This is a genomic window from Hymenobacter ginkgonis, from assembly GCF_009755225.1.
Classification (GTDB): Bacteria; Bacteroidota; Bacteroidia; order Cytophagales; family Hymenobacteraceae; genus Hymenobacter; species Hymenobacter ginkgonis.
In genome coordinates this window covers 90,504-112,524 of the sequence record NZ_WQKZ01000001.1, presented here as the reverse complement: position 1 = coordinate 112,524, position 22,021 = coordinate 90,504, and the positions used below count along the sequence as shown (strand labels likewise).

Below are 22,021 nucleotides of genomic sequence, written 5' to 3'. Positions count from 1 at the left end.
CTAACGGCCACTGCCGGGGCCCTACCCCCTTCCCTGCCGAGCGCCCGCGGAGGGGGTAGGGCCCCGGCGCTTTGCCCCTACCCCCCGCGCAGGGGCAGAGCGCCGGGGGCGGGGCCGTACCTTTGCGAGACTTACGCTGGATACTAACGCGCCAATTTTTAAGCTCACCCCACCCTGAGGACTGGCCAGTTTGCCCCGTGCCGCCGCTTCCCACCGGAAGCGTGCGGCTTTTCTTTTGCCCTTACTCCGTCTGGTTATGTTGCAGGTTCTGCCTTATGTGGCACAGTACAAAGTCAACGCTAAAAACGAAATACTGGCCGGCCTCACCACGGCGCTGGCCCTAGTGCCCGAGGTAGTGGCTTTTGCGCTGCTGGCCCACATCAGCCCGCTGGTGGGCATTGGCTCGGCGTTTCTGATTTGCCTGGTCACGAGTGTGTTTGGGGGCCGGCCGGGCATGATATCGGGCGCGGCCGGCTCGGTAGCCGTGGTTATTGTGAGCTTGGTGGTGCAGCAGGGGGTAGAGTACTTGTTCGTGGCCGTGGTGCTGATGGGCCTCATTCAGGTGGCCATTGGGCTGCTGCGGCTGGGCAAGTTCATTCGGCTGGTACCGCAGCCCGTGGTGTATGGCTTCGTCAATGGCTTGGCAATCATCATTTTTATGACCCAGCTCGAGCAGTTTAAGGTGCGCGATGCGGCGGGCGGGCAGCACTGGCTCACGGGCGCGCCGCTGCTGCTGATGGCGGGGCTGGTGGCCCTCACGATGGCTATTGTGTACGTGCTGCCCAAGCTTACGAAGGCGGTGCCGGCCTCGCTGGTCGCCATCGTGGGGGTGTCGGCGCTCGTGATTGGGGGCCGCCTCGAAACCAAGTCGGTCGGCGACATTGCGTCCATTGCGGGCGGGCTGCCCACGCTGCACCTACCGCAGGTGCCGCTGGCCTGGCACACGCTAGTAATCGTGTTTCCCTACGCCCTCATTATGGCGCTGGTGGGCCTCACCGAAAGCCTGCTGACCCTGACGGTGGTGGACGAAATGACCGATACCCGCGGCCACGGCAACCAGGACTGCGTGGCCCAGGGCCTGGCCAACATCACGTCGGGCCTGTGCGGCGGCATGGGTGGCTGCGCCATGATTGGCCAAACGATGGTCAACCTGGAGTCGCGCGGGCGCGGGCGGCTGTCGGGCGTGGTGGCGGCCGCGGCGCTGGCGCTGTTTGTGGTGGCCGGCGCGTCGCTCATCGAGCGCCTACCCCTCGCCGCACTCGTGGGCGTGATGTTTATGGTGGTAATTGGCACATTTGAGTGGGCCAGCCTGCGCATTTTGCGCCGCATGCCGCGCACCGATGTGCTCGTGATGCTGCTCGTAACGCTCGTAACGGCCATTTCGCAAAACCTGGCCTTGGCCGTGCTGCTGGGGGTAGTAGTGTCGGCGCTGGCTTTTGCCTGGGAAAACGCCAAGCGCATTCGGGCCCGCCACTACCTCGACGCGGCTGGCACCAAGCATTACGAAATCTATGGGCCACTCTTTTTTGGCTCGGTGCAGGCTTTCACCGATAAATTCGACGTGCAAAATGACCCTGCCGAGGTTGTCATTAATTTTCGGGAAAGCCGCGTGGCTGATATGTCGGGCATTGATGCGCTGCACAAGCTCACCGAGCGCTACCAGCGCCTGGGCAAAACGCTGCACCTGCGCCACCTCAGCCCCGACTGCCAGCTGCTGCTGCGCACGGCCGGCGCCCTCATCGACGTCAACATCCTGGCCGACCCCGCGTACCGCGTGGTGACGGAGGCCGGCTAGCCCGGCGCTGGGGGGTTTGCGCGCCTATTCGTAGCTTGCCGCCATGAAAGCCAGGTACCTTTTGCTGCCACCGCTGGCGCTGCTCCTACAGTGCGGAACGCCCCCCCAGCAGCGGGCGGAAGCCGCCGCCAGCCGCTACGTGCGCGCCAGTGTGCACGACCCCGGCAGCTACGAAATAGTGCGCACCACCAGCCGCCCCTACACCCGGCAAGACTCGGTTCAGGAAGCCGCTCGCGCCGCTCTGCGGCAGTCGAGCCAGGCGGGCCCTACCCCCCCAGCCACGCCCAAGCCCTCGGCCGGTACCGATACGACCCACGTTGGCTGGCTAGTTGACCTTACTTACCGCATAAAAGAGGGCTATAGCCCCGCCACTACCCAGAAAGGCACCTTCGTGGTTTACCCATCCGGCGAAGTAGTACCGGTTGCGCAGTAGCCACCCGGCCACGGCCAGCTTTAGCGGGCGCCGCGTGGTGGCATAGGGGTAGTCCCCTACGCTTTGTTTTCACTGCTTATTACCAAGCTGCCCGAAGCCCCTACCCCCATCGCCCGGGCCTAGCTTGTCAGCAGGCAAAAGTCTCATCCGCAACGGTGAGGCTTTTTTGTGCTTTTGCCCTTGCTGGCCGGTCCCCCACCGAATTTTATGTGCTGGCTTGGCAGGTGGCGGGCGGTTTCTGAGGGATAGAAAACCGGCTTCGGTAGGCGAAACCGGGCAGTACGCCCACTTTATTTCTGGGCGCCTACCGCTTGTTGCACTTTTGAACCCACAAGCTCCCTGCCAATGCATGGGGCAAGGCTTGGGCGCTTTCTCGGCGCCTCGTTCATCAGCTTGCAACCCTCTTCCTCATGACAAAGCTACTTTTTCCCTTCAGTATGGCTGCTACGCTGCTCGCTGCTACCCCCGCTTTTGCCGCCCCTACCCAGGGCCGCCCCGATAACTACGGCTACGCCAAAGGCCACCGCGTGACGCCTGCGGAGCGCAAACGCTGGGAGGAGGCGCACCGCAAAGACCACCACGACGATAACTACGGCTTTGCTAAAAACCACCAAGTGACACCCGCAGAGCGCAAGCACTGGGAAGAAGCTCATCGCCAAGACCAGCCCGGCGGCCGCCGCTAGCCGGCCGCAACTACCCCTGCCGCCACTTGGCGGGGGTAGCCAAAGTCCGCCCCTGTCTTTACACCGCTGCGCAGGCTGAGGTGGGGGGCGGGGCTTCCCTCCAACCCTGAGAACCGTGCGCCGGGAACTGCGCCGAGCAGCGCACAGCACGCACAGAAGGATATATAGAAAGCATCTGCATAAGCCTTATGGGCGTATAAAGCCACTAAAGCGCCGACAGAAATGGCGGCGGCCGGGCCAGGGCAACTGGCTAGTTGGTTTTCTGTTTTTCGCTTTACGCTGAACCGATGAATGGGGTGCTGTGGATGATTGCTGGCCCGAGCTTAGTAGCTTACGCCGCCCCAACAACGGTACTATCCAATGCTACGGCTCCGGCCCCAGTCACGATAGTTATCACCCATCTGCCTTCTCCAACTTCGGCTATCAAGCTCAATTTTTATAACTCGTCTGGCACGTTTTTGCAAGCGGGCCAGGCGGCACTGCACCAAACGGTGCTGCCCAGCGGGCAGCGCCAGGCGCAAGTGCAAGTGGCCCTGCCGACGGGCGACTGGGCCGTGGCGCTCTCGCAAGACCTCAACAACAACGGCAAAATGGACCGCAACTTCCTGGGTATTCCCAGCGAGCCCTACGCGTTTTCCAACAATGTGCGCCCGCATTTCAGCGCCCCCAAGTTCGACGAATGCAAGTTCCAAGTAACTGGGCAGGCCGAAACCATTACTATTAGCTTTCCTAAGTAGCTTTTCGCAGCTGTGCTGCTAGAAGCCGGGCATTGCTGGTTTACCACACCAGCTGCTTTCGGCGTGTGGGCCGCTGCTGGGCTGGCCTATGCGGACTAGGCTAGCAGTTAGGACCTTGCAGTGCTCGTGTTTGGGCGCGCGAACTGCGTGGGCTTTGCCTCCACCTACCGGGCAGCGCTCGCAAGCCAATGTTCAATAGCCCCGAGGAAGCCGCCCAATTTGCCCTTGGCCTGAAGCTGTTCAGCGCGGTAATGCTCAAGCACCGCGCGCACCCGCTTTTTTGAAGAGTTGGGGCAGGCATTTGGGCCATTTATGAAAAAACTCAAAGCCGCTTAACGCTTCAAATTACGATAGCAATAGACCAGTATGCCTGTGAGACTTGGGTAGACTAGCCTATTCCTTTACCCAACCCTACCCCCATGAAACAGCCTTGCCTCATGCTACTGGCTACTGGCATGCTGATTAGCCTGGCGCATTTTGCGCCGGCCCAGCAGCGCCCTACCCACGACCTCGTCTTCAACCCCAAGCGCTACCAAACGCAGACGCTCACGGTGGCGGGCAAAACCTGTAAGGTGCGGGCGTTTGAGAAGATTGTGTATGTGGCGCATCCCGTCGATACCACCTACCAAGTGCTGAACATCTATATCCCGGAGGAATATTTTGAGGGAAAAACCTTGAACGGCTACACGGCTACTACGGCTCCGATTTTCTTCCCAAACCAGATTGGTGGCTACATGCCTGGCCTGCCTGCTACTGCCTTGCGCCAAGCGCGCCCCGGTGGGCTAGGCGGCCCGGGCGGTGGAGGGCGTCCGGGTGGCCCTGGCCCTGGTGGCCCCGGTCCTAGTGGGCCCGGCGGCAACCAGCCCTCGGCCGTGGTGATAGCCTTATCGAAGGGCTATGTAGTGGCCTCGGCCGGAGCGCGGGGGCGCACCAGCCAAGACAAAGCAGGCACCTACACGGGCAAGGCCCCGGCGGCCATCGTCGACCTGAAGGCAGCCGTGCGCTACCTCAAGTTTAATGACGCTCGCATGCCCGGCAACGCCGCTAAAATCGTGTCGAACGGCACTAGCGCGGGCGGGGCGCTCTCGGCCCTGCTTGGCGCTACCGGCAACCAAGCGGCTTACGCGCCCTACCTGCAAGCCTTGGGGGCAGCGGAGGCTACCGACGACATTTTCGCCGTGTCGGCCTATTGCCCCATCACCAACCTCGACCACGCCGATATGGCTTATGAATGGCAATTTAACGGGGTGAACCGCTACAAGAAAATAGACATCAAGATGCTGGACTACAAGGTGCAGCGCACCGAAACGGCCGACAGCCTCTCGCCGGCACAGCGGGCCGTGTCGGCCAAATTGAAGGCCCAATTTCCGGCCTACGTGAATAGCCTGCGCTTGAAAGGCAAAACCGGCGAGCTGCTTACCCTGGATGCGCAAGGCAACGGCTCTTTCAAAGACTTGGTGAAAGCCTACGTGCTCGCATCGGCACGGCAGGCCCAGCAAGCAGGCACCAACTTGGCGCCCTACCCCTGGCTGAAAATGAGTGGCGACCACCCTACCGACCTCGACTTTGAAGCCTACGTGCGCTATATGGAGCGGCAAAAATCGCCGCCTGCCTTCGATGCTCTCGACTTATCGACGGGAGAAAACCAACTCTTCGGCACAGCTACTGTCGATAAGCAGCACTTCACGCCGTTTTCGGCTGCTAACTCGGCCCCAGCGGCTACTACGGCCGACGAGCAGGTAGTACACCTGATGAACCCTATGTACTACATCGGCCAGGTGGGCACCGGCGCGGCACGGCACTGGCGCATCCGCCACGGTACCAAGGACAAAGACACCGGCCTGGCCATTTCTATCCTCCTGGGTACTACCCTGCAAACAAGGGCTACGACGTGAACCTGGAGTTGCCCTGGGACCGCCCCCATAGCGGAGATTACGACCTCGACCAACTCTTTACCTGGATGGCGAGCGTGTGCAAGTAGGGCCACTGGCCAATTGATTGGCCGCAGTCCGTTTCAAACTCATCCTAAGAATGCACTTGCCACGTAGCCTGAGGCCATGCTACGCTCTTTTAATTGACACCAAAGCTTGTTGAGGAATCAATTTCCCTTTGTTCAAGGCACGCTGCGGAAACAATGAATTTAGCAATTTCCCTACCCCCGCTTGACGGCTTTATGCTGCCGCAGGCTTGCTGTAGCAGCGCACACCCGTTTTTGCAGCTTATACGGGCTGTTTGATTTTTATAAGTAATGGTTTGATTCCTATTCTTTGCCAGCATAGCCTTTTTGGACCTTTGTATTGTAAATGCGGCCCTGCGAAACGCGGCGCTTAACCTCCCTACTTACATGAGCAACCAAGAAAAACTGCCAGCTCCGGCTGGTGCCAAGCCGGCGGAGGCCCGATACTTTACTGGCCAAGCCTGGGTTAAAATGCTGGCCCCCGCCGGCAATGCCACCGCCTGCACCGTGGGCGACGTGCTCTTCGAGCCCGGCTGCCGCAACAACTGGCACGCGCACCCCCACGGCCAGTTGCTGGTCGTGACCACCGGCACGGGCATTTACCAAGAGAAAGGCCAACCCGCCCGCCTGCTTCGGGCCGGCGACACCGTTGTTATTGCCCCCGATGTGGTGCACTGGCACGGCGCAACGGCCAACGATTGGTTTGCGCACCTAGCCATCAACCCGAGCGCCAACCAAGGTGCGCCGGTGTGGCTGGAGCCCGTAACGGAAGCTGACTACCAAGCTGCACAGTAATCACTCATTTATTAATTGATTAGCATGAAAAAGCGTATAATAGGCAACGGTCTGGAGGTTTCGGCTCTCGGGCTGGGCTGCATGGGCATGAGCTTTGGCTACGGTCCGGCCCACGACAAGGCAGACATGATTAAGCTGATTCGGGCGGCCGTGGAGCGCGGCATTACCTTTTTCGACACAGCGGAGGTGTATGGCCCGTTTACCAACGAAGAGCTGGTGGGTGAAGCGCTCCAGCCCTACCGCAACCAGGTAGTGATTGCCACCAAATTCGGCTTCAACCTGGGGGTAGCAGGCGCACTCAACAGCCGGCCCGAGCACATCAAAGAAGCGGTAGAGGCCTCGTTGAAGCGGCTGCGGACCGACTACATCGACCTGTACTACCAGCACCGCGTGGACCCAAACGTGCCCATCGAAGAGGTGGCCGGGGCAGTGAAGGACCTTATCGTCGAGGGCAAAGTGAAGCACTTTGGCCTCTCGGAAGCCGGGGTGCAAACCATCCGCAAGGCCCACGCAGTGCAGCCGGTGACGGCTTTGCAGAGCGAGTATTCGCTGTGGTGGCGCGAGCCGGAGCAGGAAATCATGCCGACGCTCGAAGAGCTAGGCATTGGCTTTGTGCCTTTTAGCCCGTTGGGCAAAGGCTTTCTAACGGGCAAAATTGATGCGCATACGCAGTTCGACAAATCCGATTTCCGCAACTCGGTGCCGCGTTTTGCGGCCGAAGCGCGCCAAGCCAATCAGGCTTTGGTAGACTTGCTGGGCCGCGTAGCACAAGCCCAAAATGCGACACCGGCGCAGGTGGCTTTGGCGTGGCTGCTGGCTCAGAAATCGTGGATTGCGCCCATCCCCGGCACCACCAAGCTGCACCGCCTGGAAGAAAACTTGGCGGCCGCCGACCTCGAACTGTCGGCTGATACGCTGCACGATATCGAGCAGGCCGCCGCCCAGATTGCTGTGCAGGGCGACCGCTACGCCGCGGCGCAGCAAAAGATGATAAACCGCTAGCTGGCTAGGGCCAGTGGCCACCACGCGGCGGCTACGGGCCCTAGTTTTTGGCTGCACCTCTCCCCCAGCCCGATGAAAAACGTACTCGTAGTGGGCGCCAGTGGCACCATTGCTGGGCAAGTGATTGCGTTGCTAGCCGAGCAGCCTGACCTCAACCTCACCCTGTTTTTGCGCAGTGCCCGCCGCCTACATCGACTGCCAGCCAGGGCCCGCGTGGTGGAAGGCGACGCGCTAAACTACGACCACTTGAAAGCCGCCGTGGCCGGGCAGGACGTGGTGTACGTGAACCTAGCCGGTGACCTAAAAAGCATGGCCCAAAACATAGCGCGCGCTATGCACGAGGCCCGCGTGAAAAGAGTCATTTTCGTCAGCTCCATCGGCATTTACGACGCGCCGCTCAAGCCGGTACTAAAGCCCTACCGCGCAGCGGCTGACGTATTCGAAACGTCAGCTTTGGATTACACCATTTTGCGGCCCGCCTGGTTTACCACCGCCAACGAAGTGGATTTTGAAATTACTAAAAAAGGCACCCCCGAGAAGGGCTCCGTGATTTCGCAGAAAAGCCTGGCCACGTTTATTGCGCAGCTTATTGAATCGCCGGAAAAGTATGTGCGCGAAAGCTTAGGAATTAATAAGCCTCTATCATAAAGCAACTTAGAAGGGTAGCAAAACGTCCGGCTTCGTTGCGCTCGGCAGGGCATGCTGCTTTTTCTACTGGCTACATCTGCCTCTTGAGTTCCTACTTTTAAGCAACTGGCGAGGTAATAAACTTCCTCCGGCAACTTGCTTCGTTATGCCTATTTTTTGATGAAGTCTCCCTCCACTTGGTCCCGCCGAGATTTTCTTGTTAGCGCCACCGGGGCTAGCGCTGCGCTGCTGCTGAACCCACTGGCTACTTGGGCTATCGACGAGGTAGACCCGCGCGTAGCTGCCCTCGTGGCCTCCACCATCGGCATTGACACCCACAACCACATCGACGTGCCCCTTACCACGGCCGAGATTCCGGGCCCAGCCATCGACCTAGCCGGCGAGCTGAAAAAATCGGGCTTGTCGGCCATCTGCATGACTTTTGCGGTTGACTACCAAGAGCTACGCGACCCCGGCGATGCCTACGAGCGGTTTCTGAACGGGCTGACTTCCCTGGACCAGCAGGTGCAGCGCAACGGCCTGAAACGCGCCCTGAACCTGGCCGACCTGCAAGCTGCCCACCAAAAACACCAGCCTACCCTCATTCAATCGGTGGAGGGTGGGCACTTTCTGGAAGGAAAGCTGGAACGCCTGCAAGTGGCCTACGACCGGGGCTTGCGCCACCTGGGCCTGCTGCACGACCACGACGCGTCGGTGCCGCTGGGTGACGTGTTTACGAACCCCGCGCACTGGGGCGGCTTGACGGCCTTTGGGGCAGACACCATCCGGGAGTGCAACCGGCTGGGTATTCTCATCGACCTCTCGCACGCCAATGCAGCAACAGTGGCCGCCGCGCTTAAGGTGACGACGAAGCCCGTGCTCGTTTCGCACACCGGCCTCGATACCCAACTGGGGCAAGACCCGAACATGGCCCGCCTGATGAAGCCCCGGCTCATCAGTAAGGAGCAGGCGAAAACCGTTGCCGAGGCGGGGGGTGTCATTGGCGTGTGGACTCACCTGGCCGATTCGCCGCTGGCCTATGCCCAGAACGTACGGGCCCTGGTCGACGTCGTTGGCATCGACCACGTCTGCATTGGTACCGACACCAAATTGACCCCCGCTTACCGGCCCGCGGGTGGCTTCGGCCCAAAACCAGGTGGCCCTACCTCCCAGCCGAGCAGCGCGCCGGGTACTCGCCCCAATGGCTCATCTCCCAGCGACAAAGGCCCCGGTGGACCCGGCGGTGTCGGTGGCCAAGGGGGGGGTAGGGCTGGGGAACGCACGAACGAGGCGTGGCAGAACCAAAAAGTTGGGTTCTACTACGCCGTCGTTGATGCTCTGTTGAAGACCGGCTTTACGGCGGATGACATCGGCAAATTTGGCGGCGGCAACTTCTGCCGCGTGTTTGGTGCGGCCACGGCTGGCCACCGTTAGCTAGCAATTGCCCGAACTCGCAGGCGGTGAAGTACTTTGCACAAGCCCAGTAGTGGGTTTACGTTGTTTCACTTCCGGCGTCGCCCTATGCAAAACCAGCTTTTCGAGTTTCTATTTTTGGTTTTTATGGTGTTGGGGCTCGTGATGCTGGCCAACAAGCTCCGGCTGGCCTACCCCATCCTGCTGGTGCTAGGTGGGCTAGCGCTCAGCTTCACGCGGCTGTTTGCCAACATCGAGATTGACCCGGAAATCGTGTTTCTGGTGTTCTTGCCGCCGCTGCTTTATGAGGCGGCCTGGCAGGTATCGTGGAAGGAATTTTGGAAGTGGCGGCGGGTAATTACCAGCTTCGCGTTTCCGGTGGTCATCATCACGTCGTGCATTGTGGCGGTGGTGTCGCACGCGCTCATTCCGGGTTTCACGCTGGCGCTGGGGTTTTTGCTGGGCGGCATTGTGTCGCCGCCCGATGCCATTTCGGCCACCACCATTATGCGGCAAGTGAAGGTGCCGCGCATGATGGTCAGCATCATTGAGGGCGAAAGCTTGCTGAATGACGCGTCGTCGCTGATTGTGTTTCGGTTTGCGCTGGCGGCGGTGCTCACTGGGCAGTTTGCGTTTGCCCAGGCAGCGGGCAGCTTTCTGCTAGTCATTGTGTTGGGCACCGCCATAGGGGTAGGGCTCGGGCTAGTGTTCTACGCCATTCACCGCTGGCTGCCCACCACGCCCAGTATCGACACCGTGCTGACTTTGCTTACGCCCTACTGCCTCTACTACGCAGCCGAGCATTTCCACTACTCCGGGGTGCTGGCGGTAGTGAGCGGCGGCCTGCTGCTCTCGAGCAAGCGCAACACGATGCTGACCTACCGCAGCCGCATCGAGAGCGTGGATGTGTGGTCTGTGCTCAGCTTTGTGCTGAACGGGCTGGTGTTTCTGCTCATCGGGCTGGAGCTGCCCACCATCACGCGCGAACTCGGTAGCGTAGGCTTGGGCCGGGCCATTGGGTACGGCTTGCTCATCTCCCTCACCCTGGTAGTGGGGCGGCTGCTGTGCGCGTTTGGCGCGGTGCTATTCACGAAGTTTGCGAGCCATTTCATCACGGTGGCCGACGCGAATCCGGGCTGGCGCGGGCCGATGATTTTGGGCTGGGCGGGTATGCGCGGGGTAGTGTCGCTAGCATCGGCGCTGTCTATTCCGCTGCTTATGCCGCAGGGGCAGCCCTTTCCCTACCGCAACCTTATCCTGTTCATCACCTTCGTCGTTATCCTCGTGACGCTGGTTTTCCAGGGCCTGACCTTGCCCTGGCTGATTCGGAAAGTAAACCCAGAGGATAAATACCAAACCTTTTCGGAGGAACAGCAGGAATTGATTCTCCAAAAAAAGCTGGCCCAGCAGGCGCTCCGCTACGTGGAGTCGGTAGCCGCGCAGGGCGAGGCACCGAATGCTTACCTGCAAAATTTGAAAGCCCGCTTACAGCTTGATGCTGCGCTTTTTACCCGTGAGCTGGCAACCCCGGCTGGCCCGCCAGATGCTACTTTGCACCACTTCCACCAGAACTACCTGGCCCTACTCGACCAGCAGCGCACCCTGCTGCACGAGATGAACCACCGCATGGAATTCGACGAGGAGGTAATTCGCAAGTGCTTGACCATCCTAGATTTAGAAGAGTATAAGCTGCGCGAAAAGCAGCCGCAGCTCGTGGGTTCGGAGTAGCTTTTCAACTGGCCAGCCGCCGGCTATTGGCTAGCGAAAAGCAATTCGCCGCCGCAGCTGTTTAGCTACTTGCTGCGGCTCGAAGCCGCGGCGCAAACTCCTTAACTATCTTCTAAGATGAACATTGGAATCATTGGGGCAGGCCACATTGGCAGCGCCCTAGCCGTGCGGCTCACCGGCCTCGGCCACGCGGTACTTATCGCCAACTCGCGCGGGCCCGAAACGCTGAAAGACGTGGCTCAAAAAACCGGCGCCACGCCCGCCACGGCCCAGGAAGCTGCCCGCCACGGCGACCTTATCGTGGTCACCATTCCGCTGAAGAATATCCCCGAGCTGCCCAAAGACTTGTTTGAGGGCGTGCCCGCCGAGGTGCCAGTCGTTGACACAAACAATTATTACCCCCTGCTGCGCGACGGCCGCATACCGGAGCTGGAAACCGGCGACCTGACCGAAAGCGAATGGGTGCAGCAGCACCTGGGCCGGCCTGTGGTGAAGGTATTTAACAACATCTACGCCCAGCACATCGAGCACAAGGGGCAGCCCGCCGGCACGCCCGGCCGCATTTCCTTACCCGTAGCCAGCGACGATGCCGCCGCCAAGCAAAAGGTAATGGCACTGGTGGAAGAACTAGGTTTCGACGCCGTAGACAACGGTAGCCTGCACGAGTCGTGGCGGCAACAGCCTGGTACGCCCGCTTACGGAGCCGATTTGCCCGCCGCTGAGTTGAAGCAGCAGCTCGCCAGCCTGGGCACCGAGCGCACGCCCGCGCAGCACGCGCAGTTTGCGGCCAACCACGCCGCGCAAGAGCGCGAGATGATGAAGCAGCCGCAGTCCTAGCCAAAGGCCATTCGGCGAACGGCCCTGCTTATCCAGCGTTCGGGCAGATAAGCAGGGCCGTTCGGCGAAGGCCACCTGCCTCCTACCTGACTTTCCCTATTTCCCATGAACAACACCCTCGTAACACCGTCTGCCAACATCACGGCCCATGACCTGAAGCTGAAAGGCTTCAAGGTGTATGAAGTGTCTACGCCGGTGAGCCCGGCGCCCACCTACAACCGGCGTGACTTCTACAAGGTGAGTTTAGTAACCAGCAAGTGTACCATTCACTACGCCGACAAAGGGATTGAGTTAGACGGCACCTATTTGTTCTTCTCCAACCCGCACATTCCGTACTCGTTTGAGCTGCAAACGGACCAGCATTCCGGCTACGCCTGCCTTTTACAGAAGAGTTTGTGCGAGCTACCGACCGCTCGGAAAGCCTGCAACAATCGCCGCTATTTAAAATTGGCGGCACGCCCGTGTTTAAGCTCAACGACGAACAAGCGGCCTACATCACCGGCGTTTTTCATAAGATGCTGGCCGAGCAAAACACCGATTACCTATTTCGAAACGACCTAATTCGCACCTACATCCAGCTCATTATCCATGAGGCGCTGCGGATGCAGCCGGCCGCGAATTTTGTGCACCACTCAAACGCCGCTTCGCGCATCACCTCACTGTTTCTGGAGTTGCTGGAGCGGCTGTTTCCGGTAGAAAGCCCCGAGCAGACCCTACCCCTAAAAACCGCCCAGGACTTTGCCAACCGGCTCTCCATCCACGTCAACCACCTGAACCGGGCGGTAAAGGAAGTGACCGGCAAGCCCACTACCGCCCACATTGCCGAGCGGGTTATTAGCGAGGCCAAAGCCCTGCTGCACCACACCGATTGGGACGTGGCGGCCATCGGCTACGGCTTGGGTTTCGAGTACGCCTCGTACTTCAACAACTTCTTCAAGAAGCATACGGGCAGCACGCCGCTGGCCTTTCGCCGGGCCGCGTGAGCACTGTGCGATAGGTATAAGCACTGGTTTTGCAAATGCAGGAACGTGTGGATAACGGGTATTACCTCTTATCAAAAGGCGGGGGTAGGATACCAGCCGGCGAGTTGGCCGGTCTTTTATAAAGGCCGTGTTTACTGGCTTTTGGCGCCCCCCAGTTGGCTCTTGCCAGCTACGAGCCTTGCTACAACTAGGGCGGGTAGCACGTACAGCTTCTCGGTTAGTGGCCTCGTAGCTAGTTAGCTTTTGAGCAACTGGCACCGGGCGGCCGCGCCCTGTTTAGCTTCTTCTAGCGAAGGACAGTAGATGGATTCCAGCACGTATTTGCCGGGCTGGGCCAGGGCAAGCTGCGCGTACTACTGGGTAGCCAGTTGGCCCAAAATGTTGGCCGACGCAACAATGCTCATCTCGCACAGGCCCGCGTTGTACGCCTGCACATTCTAGTCCTGGGCCAGCCACTGCTGCACATCCTTGGGAATGGCGCTCATCTGGCGCGTGTCGGCAATCCAGCCCCATGGTTGCGCCGGCCGGCTGCGAATTTGGTAATAGGCCAGCCCCGCAGTCATCATCGCTTTAAACTGGTCGTGGTTGGCGAATGCGTGGAGCTGCACAATAAGGCAAGGCACAGCGTCATCAGCCACTACGGTCGCGTATGGCTCCTCTAAAATAACTTGTGGGGGCATGGGGCTACTTACGGGGCAAGCCAGCAACCAGTTCCTTACCCCACCCAACCGGCCCAAGCGTTGGTTTGCCTAGCAAAAAACCCTACCCCACCTGGCAAAGGCCAGCGCAGCTAAAGCCACCAGGCAGTTTAGGCCGAGAACCCCGCTCACCTAGGGCTGCCCTGGCTTGCTACTCACCGTTAGCTCGTTGAGCAGTGCGGAAGCCCGGCGGCTACCGTAAGCTGCCCCTTATTTATGCGCATTTGTGAGGTGCTTGGGCAGGCGCCGCAAGTGCCTACCTAGCGCCGGGGGCAGCCTTTGGCCCTGGGGTAGCAGCCCAGCGAGACGCTGTAGCTTTACGTATCTGCTTATTCTATATGCCGGTGCAGGTTGACGCCCTTGGTTTTGTCGCGTCGGCTGCCTATTCCCCGCCAATGGCTCCCGTTCCGCCCGTTCCGCCGCTGCCGGCTGCTGTGGCCTACCCCTTTCCCGAAGGGCTACTGCCCACGCTGCTAACTGTCTCGCTCACGGCCGTTACGCTACTGCGCCCGCTATACGGCCCCGATGGTGTGGACATTGTCGATTTCGCCCTCGACTACCTCAACCCCGCGGCCCAGCGCATGGCCGGTTTGCCCGAGCAGCCCAGCAGCACGGTCCGTGCCCACTTCCCTCCCTCGGTAGCCAACGGCATGCTCGACTTTTACGTCCGCACTTTTCGCCACGGCGCCGCTGATGCCTGCGAGCTCAACTACCAGGCCGACGGCCTTGACAAGTATTTGCGCCTCGCAGCCCATCACGGCCCAGGTGCAAGGCGCGCTCAACGGCCAGGAAGCCCTCGACGTGCTGGCCACCTCCTGCACTACCCCAGATGCGCCTACCTGCCCGGCCCTTATCCTGCTCGACGTCAACATGCCCGTCATGAATGGCTTTGAATTTCTGACGGCCTACCGCCAGCTGCCGCTGGCTCAGCAGCAGGCCATCGTCATTGTGATGCTTACTACTTCGCTGCACGCCCGCGATGTGGAGCGGGCCCAGGAGCTACCCGTGGCTGGCTTCCTCAACAAGCCCCTCACCGCCGATAAAATCGCCAAAATCCTGACCGATTACTTTCCGGCCAACCACGCCAGCGCGTAGCTCTACCCCCGCAAAATCGGGCGGGCTAGCCACGCACCAACCGGCTGCGCTAGCCCCCAGCCAGCCCCACTTTAAGTACCTCATGGAAATGGCACAAACAATTGGTAAACTTGACGGTTACCTCCTCGCTTTTCTCCGTTAGAATGTCCTTTCCCACTTCGCTCATCCCGGCCAACGACCGCGAGCGCCTGCTGGCGCTGGCGCCCTACCGGGTGCTGGGCACGGCTCCGGATGCCGTCTTTGACGAAATAATTCGCCTTACCGCCAAGCTTTTCGACGTTCCCATTGCCCTCGTGTCGCTGGTTGAGGAAGGTAGCGTTTGGTTTAAGGCCAATTTTGGGCTGGCTGGCGTGGAGCGCGTAGCCCGCAACGAGAGTGTGTGCTCGGTGGCCATTTTGCAAGAAGAGACTACCATTTACCAGGATTTGCACGCCGACCCTTGCCAGCTTACGGATGCGCGGGCCGCCGAGGCGCTTCAAATGCGCTTCTATGCGGGCCACCCCCTGCAAGACCATACAGGGCATAATATTGGCGCACTGTGCGTTATTGACCGGCAGCCGCGCCAGTTTTCGGCCACCGAGCAGCATCGCCTGCAACGCTTGGCGCGAGTAGTGATGCAGTTGCTGGAAATTGGAAATTCGCTTGTTCCTGCATCGCCACCCCGAGCATACCGCCGCTACGTGGGTTACGCTGTACGACCACCTGGACACGTCGCTCAACCGCCTCGACACCCTGGCCGAATTAGCCAGCTGGGAAGACTCTCACCGGCTACTCCGGCAGCACTGAACTACCAGCAGTCGCGCGAAGAGGAGAGCATCGTTATCATTCAAGCCCTTGAGCAGCAGGTAGCCCACATCCAAGCCACCTTGCCCCATTAAGTCAATGCGCCCCTAAGCTGGCGTAGAATTACTCTGCATTTAGCCGCATCTGGTATGGCATTCGCTAGCCGATGCACCTAAAGCTGAGGACCAAGAAATGGGGGGTAGGGCTTTGGCCGGCTCTACCAGCAAAGTACCAATACCCCCAATGGCCTGATGAAACCAGTTTTCTAGGGAGATTGGGTAGCATAGCCAGCTGGCTTAAGAAGGGACACGCGCGGGCCCAAAAAAGACGTTCATTCGCCCCCTACCCCCCCGCAGTGCGGCAGGCCTCGCCGCTGCGCTTACCGGCAACTGCCTCGCTAACCCGACCATAACCTGAATAGCAGTCTATCTTTGCGTACTGCCCATTTGCCCGGAACCATCCCAACTTTTGGCTAGTATATTCCGCTGGCCAACAGCAAATCCCTGCAGATGGATATCCGTGATGAGTTCCAGGTAGTGGAGAACCTGATGTTGTCTTCTTCCGATGTGCTGTGTGCCCTGGACGCTAGTGGCCACCTGCGGCGGGTAAGTGCGGCGGGCCAGCGCGTGCTGGGCTATGCGCCAGACGAGCTAAATGGAGTGCCGTTCAGCACTATCCTTCATCCGGCCGACTGTGCCCAGGCCTTGGCCGCGTGCGCGGCGGCGCGGCGGCAAGCTGCACCGGTTTACTTCGAGGGCCGCTACCTGACCAAAGCCGGCCAGGCGGCGGGGTTGGCGTGGTCGGCCTTTCGGTGGCCCGCAATCGAGCTCTTGCTGTGCGTAGGGCGCACCACCGGGGCCCGGCCGGCTACGCTACCGGTAGACGCCTCGGCGAGCAACGCCTTGCTGGAGCGTATTGCCGATGGCTATATCGAAGTTGATAAAAACTGGACCATCACCTATTTCAACGTCCAAGCCGAGCGGGTACTGCAAATTGACCGGCAGCAGTGCGTGGGCCGCAACTACTGGGAGGCCTTTCCCAACGCCGTCAACAGCCGCTTTTATTACTACCTGCACCTAGCGGTTGATTCGGGGCAGCCGGTGCATTTCGAAGTCCTTTCCACGCGCACAAGCCGCTGGCTAGAGGTAAGGGCCCTCCCCGTGGCCGACGGGCTCTCGATTTTTCTTTCCAATATCACAGACCGGGTCACGGCTGCCAAGCACCTAGAGCAGTTGGCGCTGGTGGCCCAGGGCACCGACAACGGCGTGCTCATCACCGATGCCCAGGGCCGCATCGAGTGGGTCAACGACGGCTTTACCAAGCACACGGGCTATACCCTGGCCGATATGCTGGGCCGTTTGCCCGGCACCGTATTGGAGGGCCCCGACACGGACCCGGAGGCCCGTGCGACCATCCTCGCCTACCAACAGCAGCCGGAGCCTTTCTCCGTCACGATTCTCCACTATACCAAGGCGGGCGAGAAGCTCTGGATTCTACTGCACGTTACCCCCATCTACAACCAGGCCGGGGAGCTAACGCAATTCATTTATATTCAGCAGAATATAAATACTCAGAAGGCGATGGAAGCCCAGCAGGCCCGGCTAACGCAGGACTTGTATGAGCATAACCGCGATTTGCAGCAGTTCACCTACATGCTCTCGCACAATTTGCGGGCGCCGCTGGCCAATGCCTTGGGGCTAACCAGGCTGCTGCCCCAGGTAGGCAAGCACAGTGCCGTGTTTGATACCTCGCTGAGCCATTTGCGCCAGAGCCTAGAGCAAGTGGATAGTGTGCTTCACGATTTAAACCTCGTGCTCTCCATCCGCGACCAGCAGCACCAGCAAGTGCCCGAAACGGTGAGGCTGGCCAAGGTGTGCGCGCAGGCCATGCAGCACTGGGCCCCAGCCCTAGCCCAGTGCGAGGGCCACGTAACGCTCGACGTGGCGGCGGACTTGCTAGTGCGCGGCACCCGCGCCTACGTGTACAGCATTTTCGATAACCTGCTCTCCAATGCCCTCAAGTACCGCGTGCCGGAGCGCCCGCTGCAAATCGACATCCGGTGCGTGGAGGGGGCGCACGGCGGGGCCAGCATTTACTTTGCCGGCCTTGGCTCGGGCTTCGACCAAGCCAAGGCCGGCCTCAAAGTATTTCAGCTCTACCAGCGCTTCCACGGCGGGCAGCAAGGCCGGGGCCTGGGCTTGTTTCTGGTCAAAACGCACGTAGAAGCGATGGGGGGCACCATCGAGGTCAACAGCCAGGTGGGGGTAGGTACGCGCTTCCTGATTCACCTTAACCAACACTAGCTAGTATGCTCACCTACCTCATCGACGACGACTTTATTAGTCTGTATCTGGCTGAGCATGTGCTGCGAATAGAAGATTTCACCACAGATATTCTGCTATTTTCAACTGCCGAAACCGCGCTAAGCTCCCTCGTAGAAAACCTAGCTGAGCAGGTGCCCCGGGTTATTTTTCTGGACCTGAACATGCCCACCATGGACGGCTGGGGATTTTTGCAAGCCCTGGAGCCTTACGTAGCAGCGCTCCTGGGCCGGTGCCGTATTTACATCCTTACCTCGTCCTTGCTTCCCTCCGACCGGGCGCGGGCGCAGGAATATCCGCTCGTATCGGGCATGCTCCACAAGCCCTTAGATGCCGCAGAACTTCCCGCGATTAAGGCGCTGCTACAGGAAGCCTTTTGAGCCGACTCGCGCCCGAGAGCCTGCCGCCCGAGTGAGTGCGGCAGGAAGCCACGTGCAACGGCTATTTCGGCCCTGCCTCGCCCAAACCACCCGCCAAGTACGGCTCCTCTGGTGCCCATACCAGCCCAGAAGCTGAGCGCCTGCTTCTGGTTTAGAGTAGTTTTGTTATACTTGCTGGTCTTGCCCGCTAAGTGAACATGGCCTCTCCCCGATTTCTGTTGGTACTCAGTGTGGGTCTGCTGCTGACGGCCAGCGGCTGCACCAATGAGCAGCCGGCGGCGCAGCAAGTAGCCGTTGCCATAAACATGGTGTTAGTACCCGGCGGAACCTACCTGATGGGCTCGAAGGACCCGCGTTTTGCCGATGCCTCCCCTACCCATGCCGTTACGCTCAAGCCCTTTTACCTCGATGAGCACGAAGTAACCAACGCCGCGTTTGCGGCTTTCGTCGGCGCGACGCAGTACGTGACGGTGGCCGAGCGCCCGCCCAACCCCAAGGACTTTCCTGGCGTGCCCACTTCGCAGCTCGTGGCAGGCTCGGCCGTTTTTGCGAAGCCCAGCCGCCCGGTTTCCCTGGCAGAGCCGGCCCAGTGGTGGCAGTACGTGGCCGGGGCCAACTGGCGGCACCCGCTGGGGCCGGGCAGCAGCCTTGCCGGCCACGAGCAAGACCCCGTGGTGCACGTATGCTACGAAGATGCCCAAGCCTATGCCCAGTGGGCCGGCAAGCGGTTGCCCACCGAAGCAGAATGGGAGTTTGCCGCCCGCGCCGGCAAGCGCGCCGCGTCGCCTTACTACTGGGGCAATGAGCTGACTCCCCACGGCAAGTGGCTGGCCAACATCTTTGAGGGTGATTTTCCGGCCGGCAATACCCGCGCAGATGGTTTTGAGGGGGTAGCCCCCGTAAAGTCCTTTCCGCCCAATCCCTGGGGGCTCTACGACCTAGAAGGCAACGTTTGGGAATGGTGCAGCGATTACTACCGGCCCGATTATTACCAGGTAAGCCCCCCGGATAATCCGCAGGGCCCGGCCGATAGCTACGACCCCGAAGAGCCGGGCCTGGTGAAGCGGGTGCAACGCGGGGGCTCTTTTTTATGCAGCGACCAGTATTGCGTTCGCTACCAAGCGGGCAGCCGGGGCAAAGGCGAAGTCAAAAGCGCCGCGAATAATTTAGGCTTCCGCTGCGCCAAAGATGTGAAGTAGGTGGCACCTTCGCGGCGACTACCTTCCTACCCCTGCACTTGTGCCGAAACAACCGACCAACCGACTGGCTATGAAAGCTGCCAAATTGCTCTTGCTGCTGCTTACCGTGGGGGTTTGCCTCGCCCTTGCGCAACCGAAACGGCCCGCCAAGCGCCCGCCCAATATCATTTTTATTGTGGCTGATGACTTGGGCTACGGCGATATTAGCTGCTACGGCCAGCAGCGCTTCCAGACGCCCCACATCGATCGGCTGGCTACCGAGGGCATGAAGTTTACGCAGGCGTATGCTGGCACGGCGGTTTGCTCGCCCTCCCGCTCGTCGTTTTTTACGGGCCAGCACACCGGCCATACCCCCATTCGGGGCAACCTGGCGGTCAAGCCAGAAGGGCAGTACCCGCTGCCCGATTCGAGCGTCATCATTCCGCAGCTACTGAAGCAAGCGGGTTATGCCACCGGCTGTTTCGGCAAATGGGGCTTGGGCGGCATCGGCACCAGTGGCGACCCGGTGAATAAAGGCTTTGATGAATTCTTCGGCTACAATAGCCAAACGCTGGCGCATAACTACTACCCCTATTACCTCTGGCATAACCGGGAAAAGGTTTTACTGCCGGAAAACAGCGGAACCCGCTCGGGAACCTACGCCCCGGAGTTAATTCAGCAGAAGCTGCTGGCGTTTATCGAGCAGCACCAAGCGCAGCCGTTTGCCCTCTTCATGACGACCGTGATTCCGCATGCGGAGCTAGCCGCGCCCCCAGCGTACATGCAGCAAGCGATTGGCAAATACGGCCCCGAAAAGCCCTTCGTTGGGGCCGACACCAGCTCGCCCGCCTTCACCAAGGCTGGCCCTTACCTGTCGCAGCCCTACCCCCGGGCCGCCGTGGTAGCTATGATGCGGGTGCTGGACGACCAGGTAGGGCAAATTATGCAGAAGCTCCGGCAGCTACACCTGGACGAGAATACCCTGGTCATTTTCACGTCTGACAACGGCCCCTCGGCGGAAGGCGGCAAAGACCTGGTGTATTTTAACAGCAGCGGCGGGCTGCGCGGGGCAAAACGCGATTTGTACGAGGGGGGTATTCGGGTGCCTTTCATTGCGCGGTGGCCCGGCCAGGTAAAAGCTGGAGCGGTGACCAAGCAGCCCGCCGCTTTCTGGGACTTATTGCCCACGTTTACGGAGCTAGCCGGCCTCAAAACCCCGGCCACTACGGATGGCCTATCGCTGCTGCCCACGCTAACCGGGCGGGGTAAGCAGCAACAGCACCCGTATTTATACTGGGAGTTTTATGAGCAGAGCGGCAGCGTGGCCGCCCGCCTAGGCCAGTGGAAGGCCGTACGCCTGAACATGGCCGCTACCCCCTATGGGCCCATCGAGCTATATGACCTAGCCGCGGACCCCGGCGAGAAGCACGATGTGGCGAAGCAGCAGCCGGAGCTAGTGGCCCGCTTCGCGCAGCTATTCACGAAGGAGCATGTGCCGTCACCGGCATTCAACTTTCAGCCGAAGAAAGCGACCGACGAATAAGGCAGCTGCCTCTTTATAAGGGGGGTAGGCCAGTACGCTTGGTGGCTACCGGGCAGCGCAAACAGCAGTAAACCACGGCAAATACCCATGGCTTACTGCTGTTTGCGCTGCTAGCCTTTGCGGCCGGCGGAAAAGCGCCGGTCGGCCTCTTTCCAATTCACCACATTCCAAAAGGCGGCTATGTATTCAGGCCGTTTATTCTGGTGTTTGAGGTAGTAAGCGTGCTCCCACACGTCGAGGCCTAGGATGGGTGTGCCGCGCTGAATACCTGGCACGTCCATCAAAGGGCTGTCTTGGTTGGGGGTGCTGGAGATGAAGAGCTTACCCGCCTTGTCGAGGCTCAGCCACGCCCAGCCGGAGCCAAACCGAGTGGTAGCCGCTTTGGTAAATTCTTCCTTGAATTTATCAAACGAGCCAAAGGCCTGCGTGATGGCTGAGGCCAGTTCGCCCGTGGGCGCGCCGCCGCCCTGGGCCGAGAGCAGCAGCCAGAACATGGAGTGGTTGTAGTGGCCGCCCGCGTTGTTGCGGATAGCATCGGGCTGTTGGCTGGCCGTCATCACCAGTTGTTCCAGCGGCAGCTTTTCCTGGGGCTTGCCAACCACGGCCTCGTTGAGCTTGGAAACGTAGGTTTTATGGTGCGCATCGTGATGGATTTCCATCGTGCGAGCATCAATGTGCGGCTCTAGGGCATTGAAGGCATAGGGCAGCGGCGGCAGCGAAAACGGCCCATCGGCCAGGGGTGTGGCGCGGGCATCGCGCAAAAACCGTTCTTCTTGGGCACGGGCCAACACGGCAGGGCTAACCAAGGCGCTGAGGGCTAACGCGGCAGCATTCTTAAGGAAATTACGCTTGTGCATACAACTGAGAAAGCAAAATGAGGTGGTAAGTATAGTAATAACAGCAGCATTTACTAGCCCATGGAGGAATTGGTCGAAACAATCGGTGACCTATTCCTGCCAGCAGTCCAGCTAAAAAAATAGCGACGCCGATAGCCATCAGGAGTCCCAGGGTAGCAGGGCACCCACCACGGGCG

At 60.1% G+C, this 22,021-nt stretch carries 22 protein-coding genes; 19 read left to right on the top strand and 3 right to left on the bottom strand.

The features are described 5' to 3' along the window. Window positions 1-256: 256 nt before the first annotated feature. The 13 genes from GO988_RS00470 to GO988_RS24525 all read left to right on the top strand — a co-directional run bounded on the left by GO988_RS00470 (window position 257) and on the right by GO988_RS24525 (window position 12,990). Window positions 257-1,795 (top strand): SulP family inorganic anion transporter, encoded by a 1,539-nt coding sequence (locus GO988_RS00470; RefSeq protein ID WP_157561576.1) that lies wholly within the window; start codon window positions 257-259, stop codon window positions 1,793-1,795. 43 nt (window positions 1,796-1,838) lie between these two features. Further along, window positions 1,839-2,228 carry a hypothetical protein gene (locus GO988_RS00465; protein WP_157561575.1) on the top strand — a complete coding sequence of 130 codons (390 nt, stop codon included), beginning with the start codon at window positions 1,839-1,841 and terminating at the stop codon, window positions 2,226-2,228. Between the two features lie 410 nt (window positions 2,229-2,638). Continuing rightward, on the top strand, window positions 2,639-2,911 hold the full coding sequence (locus GO988_RS00460) for a hypothetical protein (protein ID WP_157561574.1): 273 nt from the start codon (window positions 2,639-2,641) through the stop codon (window positions 2,909-2,911). A 287-nt stretch (window positions 2,912-3,198) separates the two neighbouring features. Continuing rightward, a complete protein-coding gene (locus tag GO988_RS00455) occupies window positions 3,199-3,648 on the top strand; it encodes a DUF2141 domain-containing protein (RefSeq protein WP_157561573.1) in 450 nt (149 codons plus the stop codon). A 188-nt stretch (window positions 3,649-3,836) separates the two neighbouring features. Then, complete coding sequence (locus GO988_RS24735; protein WP_198172447.1) at window positions 3,837-3,932, top strand: DUF3861 family protein; 96 nt, start codon at window positions 3,837-3,839, stop codon at window positions 3,930-3,932. A gap of 135 nt (window positions 3,933-4,067) precedes the next feature. Further along, window positions 4,068-5,543, top strand: a complete 1,476-nt coding sequence (locus GO988_RS00445) for a subtype B tannase (protein WP_198172446.1) — start codon at window positions 4,068-4,070, stop codon at window positions 5,541-5,543. A gap of 449 nt (window positions 5,544-5,992) precedes the next feature. Beyond that, window positions 5,993-6,400, top strand: coding sequence for a cupin domain-containing protein (locus tag GO988_RS00440; protein WP_157561571.1), 408 nt, complete (start codon window positions 5,993-5,995; stop codon window positions 6,398-6,400). A gap of 24 nt (window positions 6,401-6,424) precedes the next feature. After that, window positions 6,425-7,402 carry an aldo/keto reductase gene (locus GO988_RS00435; protein WP_157561570.1) on the top strand — a complete coding sequence of 326 codons (978 nt, stop codon included), beginning with the start codon at window positions 6,425-6,427 and terminating at the stop codon, window positions 7,400-7,402. A gap of 72 nt (window positions 7,403-7,474) precedes the next feature. Beyond that, window positions 7,475-8,050 (top strand): NAD(P)H-binding protein, encoded by a 576-nt coding sequence (locus GO988_RS00430; protein ID WP_157561569.1) that lies wholly within the window; start codon window positions 7,475-7,477, stop codon window positions 8,048-8,050. Window positions 8,051-8,209: 159 nt separating this feature from the next. Beyond that, window positions 8,210-9,463: a dipeptidase gene (locus GO988_RS00425; protein WP_157561568.1), complete on the top strand. Its 1,254-nt coding sequence runs from the start codon at window positions 8,210-8,212 to the stop codon at window positions 9,461-9,463. An 87-nt stretch (window positions 9,464-9,550) separates the two neighbouring features. Then, the gene (locus tag GO988_RS00420) at window positions 9,551-11,170 is read left to right on the top strand and encodes a Na+/H+ antiporter (protein ID WP_157561567.1); all 1,620 of its coding nucleotides are present in this window, start codon (window positions 9,551-9,553) and stop codon (window positions 11,168-11,170) included. A 117-nt stretch (window positions 11,171-11,287) separates the two neighbouring features. Next, on the top strand, window positions 11,288-12,007 hold the full coding sequence (locus tag GO988_RS00415; RefSeq protein ID WP_157561566.1) for an NADPH-dependent F420 reductase: 720 nt from the start codon (window positions 11,288-11,290) through the stop codon (window positions 12,005-12,007). Between the two features lie 395 nt (window positions 12,008-12,402). Beyond that, window positions 12,403-12,990, top strand: a complete 588-nt coding sequence (locus GO988_RS24525) for a helix-turn-helix domain-containing protein (protein ID WP_317164754.1) — start codon at window positions 12,403-12,405, stop codon at window positions 12,988-12,990. Window positions 12,991-13,427: 437 nt separating this feature from the next. Here the strand turns inward: GO988_RS24525 and GO988_RS00405 are convergent, their stop codons facing one another. After that, window positions 13,428-13,670: a hypothetical protein gene (locus GO988_RS00405; protein ID WP_157561565.1), complete on the bottom strand. Its 243-nt coding sequence runs from the start codon at window positions 13,668-13,670 to the stop codon at window positions 13,428-13,430. A gap of 530 nt (window positions 13,671-14,200) precedes the next feature. After that, window positions 14,201-14,371, bottom strand: coding sequence for a hypothetical protein (locus GO988_RS00400; protein ID WP_157561564.1), 171 nt, complete (start codon window positions 14,369-14,371; stop codon window positions 14,201-14,203). Between the two features lie 43 nt (window positions 14,372-14,414). Between GO988_RS00400 and GO988_RS00395 the strand changes: the two genes are divergently transcribed. The 6 genes from GO988_RS00395 to GO988_RS00370 all read left to right on the top strand — a co-directional run bounded on the left by GO988_RS00395 (window position 14,415) and on the right by GO988_RS00370 (window position 20,988). Next, window positions 14,415-14,783, top strand: coding sequence for a response regulator (locus tag GO988_RS00395; RefSeq protein ID WP_232341324.1), 369 nt, complete (start codon window positions 14,415-14,417; stop codon window positions 14,781-14,783). Window positions 14,784-14,926: 143 nt separating this feature from the next. Beyond that, window positions 14,927-15,661: a GAF domain-containing protein gene (locus tag GO988_RS00390; RefSeq protein ID WP_157561562.1), complete on the top strand. Its 735-nt coding sequence runs from the start codon at window positions 14,927-14,929 to the stop codon at window positions 15,659-15,661. Between the two features lie 414 nt (window positions 15,662-16,075). Further along, window positions 16,076-17,869, top strand: a complete 1,794-nt coding sequence (locus tag GO988_RS00385) for a PAS domain-containing sensor histidine kinase (RefSeq protein WP_157561561.1) — start codon at window positions 16,076-16,078, stop codon at window positions 17,867-17,869. A gap of 5 nt (window positions 17,870-17,874) precedes the next feature. After that, window positions 17,875-18,267 carry a response regulator gene (locus GO988_RS00380; RefSeq protein WP_157561560.1) on the top strand — a complete coding sequence of 131 codons (393 nt, stop codon included), beginning with the start codon at window positions 17,875-17,877 and terminating at the stop codon, window positions 18,265-18,267. A 197-nt stretch (window positions 18,268-18,464) separates the two neighbouring features. Beyond that, window positions 18,465-19,466: a formylglycine-generating enzyme family protein gene (locus tag GO988_RS00375; protein WP_157561559.1), complete on the top strand. Its 1,002-nt coding sequence runs from the start codon at window positions 18,465-18,467 to the stop codon at window positions 19,464-19,466. Between the two features lie 40 nt (window positions 19,467-19,506). Then, a complete protein-coding gene (locus GO988_RS00370; protein ID WP_317164753.1) occupies window positions 19,507-20,988 on the top strand; it encodes an arylsulfatase in 1,482 nt (493 codons plus the stop codon). A 110-nt stretch (window positions 20,989-21,098) separates the two neighbouring features. Here GO988_RS00370 and GO988_RS00365 read toward each other — a convergent pair whose 3' ends face one another. Next, window positions 21,099-21,845, bottom strand: coding sequence for a superoxide dismutase (locus tag GO988_RS00365; protein ID WP_157561558.1), 747 nt, complete (start codon window positions 21,843-21,845; stop codon window positions 21,099-21,101). Window positions 21,846-22,021: the final 176 nt, after the last annotated feature.

Excerpts from the sequence above, each read along its gene's own strand:
- GO988_RS00470 (WP_157561576.1), top strand. The coding sequence starts at position 257 with ATGTTGCAGGTTCTGCCTTATGTGGCACAGTACAAAGTCAACGCTAAA.
- GO988_RS00465 (WP_157561575.1), top strand. The coding sequence starts at position 1,839 with ATGAAAGCCAGGTACCTTTTGCTGCCACCGCTGGCGCTGCTCCTACAG.
- GO988_RS00460 (WP_157561574.1), top strand. The coding sequence starts at position 2,639 with ATGACAAAGCTACTTTTTCCCTTCAGTATGGCTGCTACGCTGCTCGCT.
- GO988_RS00455 (WP_157561573.1), top strand. The coding sequence starts at position 3,199 with ATGAATGGGGTGCTGTGGATGATTGCTGGCCCGAGCTTAGTAGCTTAC.
- GO988_RS24735 (WP_198172447.1), top strand. The coding sequence starts at position 3,837 with ATGTTCAATAGCCCCGAGGAAGCCGCCCAATTTGCCCTTGGCCTGAAG.
- GO988_RS00445 (WP_198172446.1), top strand. The coding sequence starts at position 4,068 with ATGAAACAGCCTTGCCTCATGCTACTGGCTACTGGCATGCTGATTAGC.
- GO988_RS00440 (WP_157561571.1), top strand. The coding sequence starts at position 5,993 with ATGAGCAACCAAGAAAAACTGCCAGCTCCGGCTGGTGCCAAGCCGGCG.
- GO988_RS00435 (WP_157561570.1), top strand. The coding sequence starts at position 6,425 with ATGAAAAAGCGTATAATAGGCAACGGTCTGGAGGTTTCGGCTCTCGGG.
- GO988_RS00430 (WP_157561569.1), top strand. The coding sequence starts at position 7,475 with ATGAAAAACGTACTCGTAGTGGGCGCCAGTGGCACCATTGCTGGGCAA.
- GO988_RS00425 (WP_157561568.1), top strand. The coding sequence starts at position 8,210 with ATGAAGTCTCCCTCCACTTGGTCCCGCCGAGATTTTCTTGTTAGCGCC.
- GO988_RS00420 (WP_157561567.1), top strand. The coding sequence starts at position 9,551 with ATGCAAAACCAGCTTTTCGAGTTTCTATTTTTGGTTTTTATGGTGTTG.
- GO988_RS00415 (WP_157561566.1), top strand. The coding sequence starts at position 11,288 with ATGAACATTGGAATCATTGGGGCAGGCCACATTGGCAGCGCCCTAGCC.
- GO988_RS00405 (WP_157561565.1), bottom strand. The coding sequence starts at position 13,670 with ATGCCCCCACAAGTTATTTTAGAGGAGCCATACGCGACCGTAGTGGCT.
- GO988_RS00390 (WP_157561562.1), top strand. The coding sequence starts at position 14,927 with ATGTCCTTTCCCACTTCGCTCATCCCGGCCAACGACCGCGAGCGCCTG.
- GO988_RS00385 (WP_157561561.1), top strand. The coding sequence starts at position 16,076 with ATGGATATCCGTGATGAGTTCCAGGTAGTGGAGAACCTGATGTTGTCT.
- GO988_RS00380 (WP_157561560.1), top strand. The coding sequence starts at position 17,875 with ATGCTCACCTACCTCATCGACGACGACTTTATTAGTCTGTATCTGGCT.
- GO988_RS00375 (WP_157561559.1), top strand. The coding sequence starts at position 18,465 with ATGGCCTCTCCCCGATTTCTGTTGGTACTCAGTGTGGGTCTGCTGCTG.
- GO988_RS00365 (WP_157561558.1), bottom strand. The coding sequence starts at position 21,845 with ATGCACAAGCGTAATTTCCTTAAGAATGCTGCCGCGTTAGCCCTCAGC.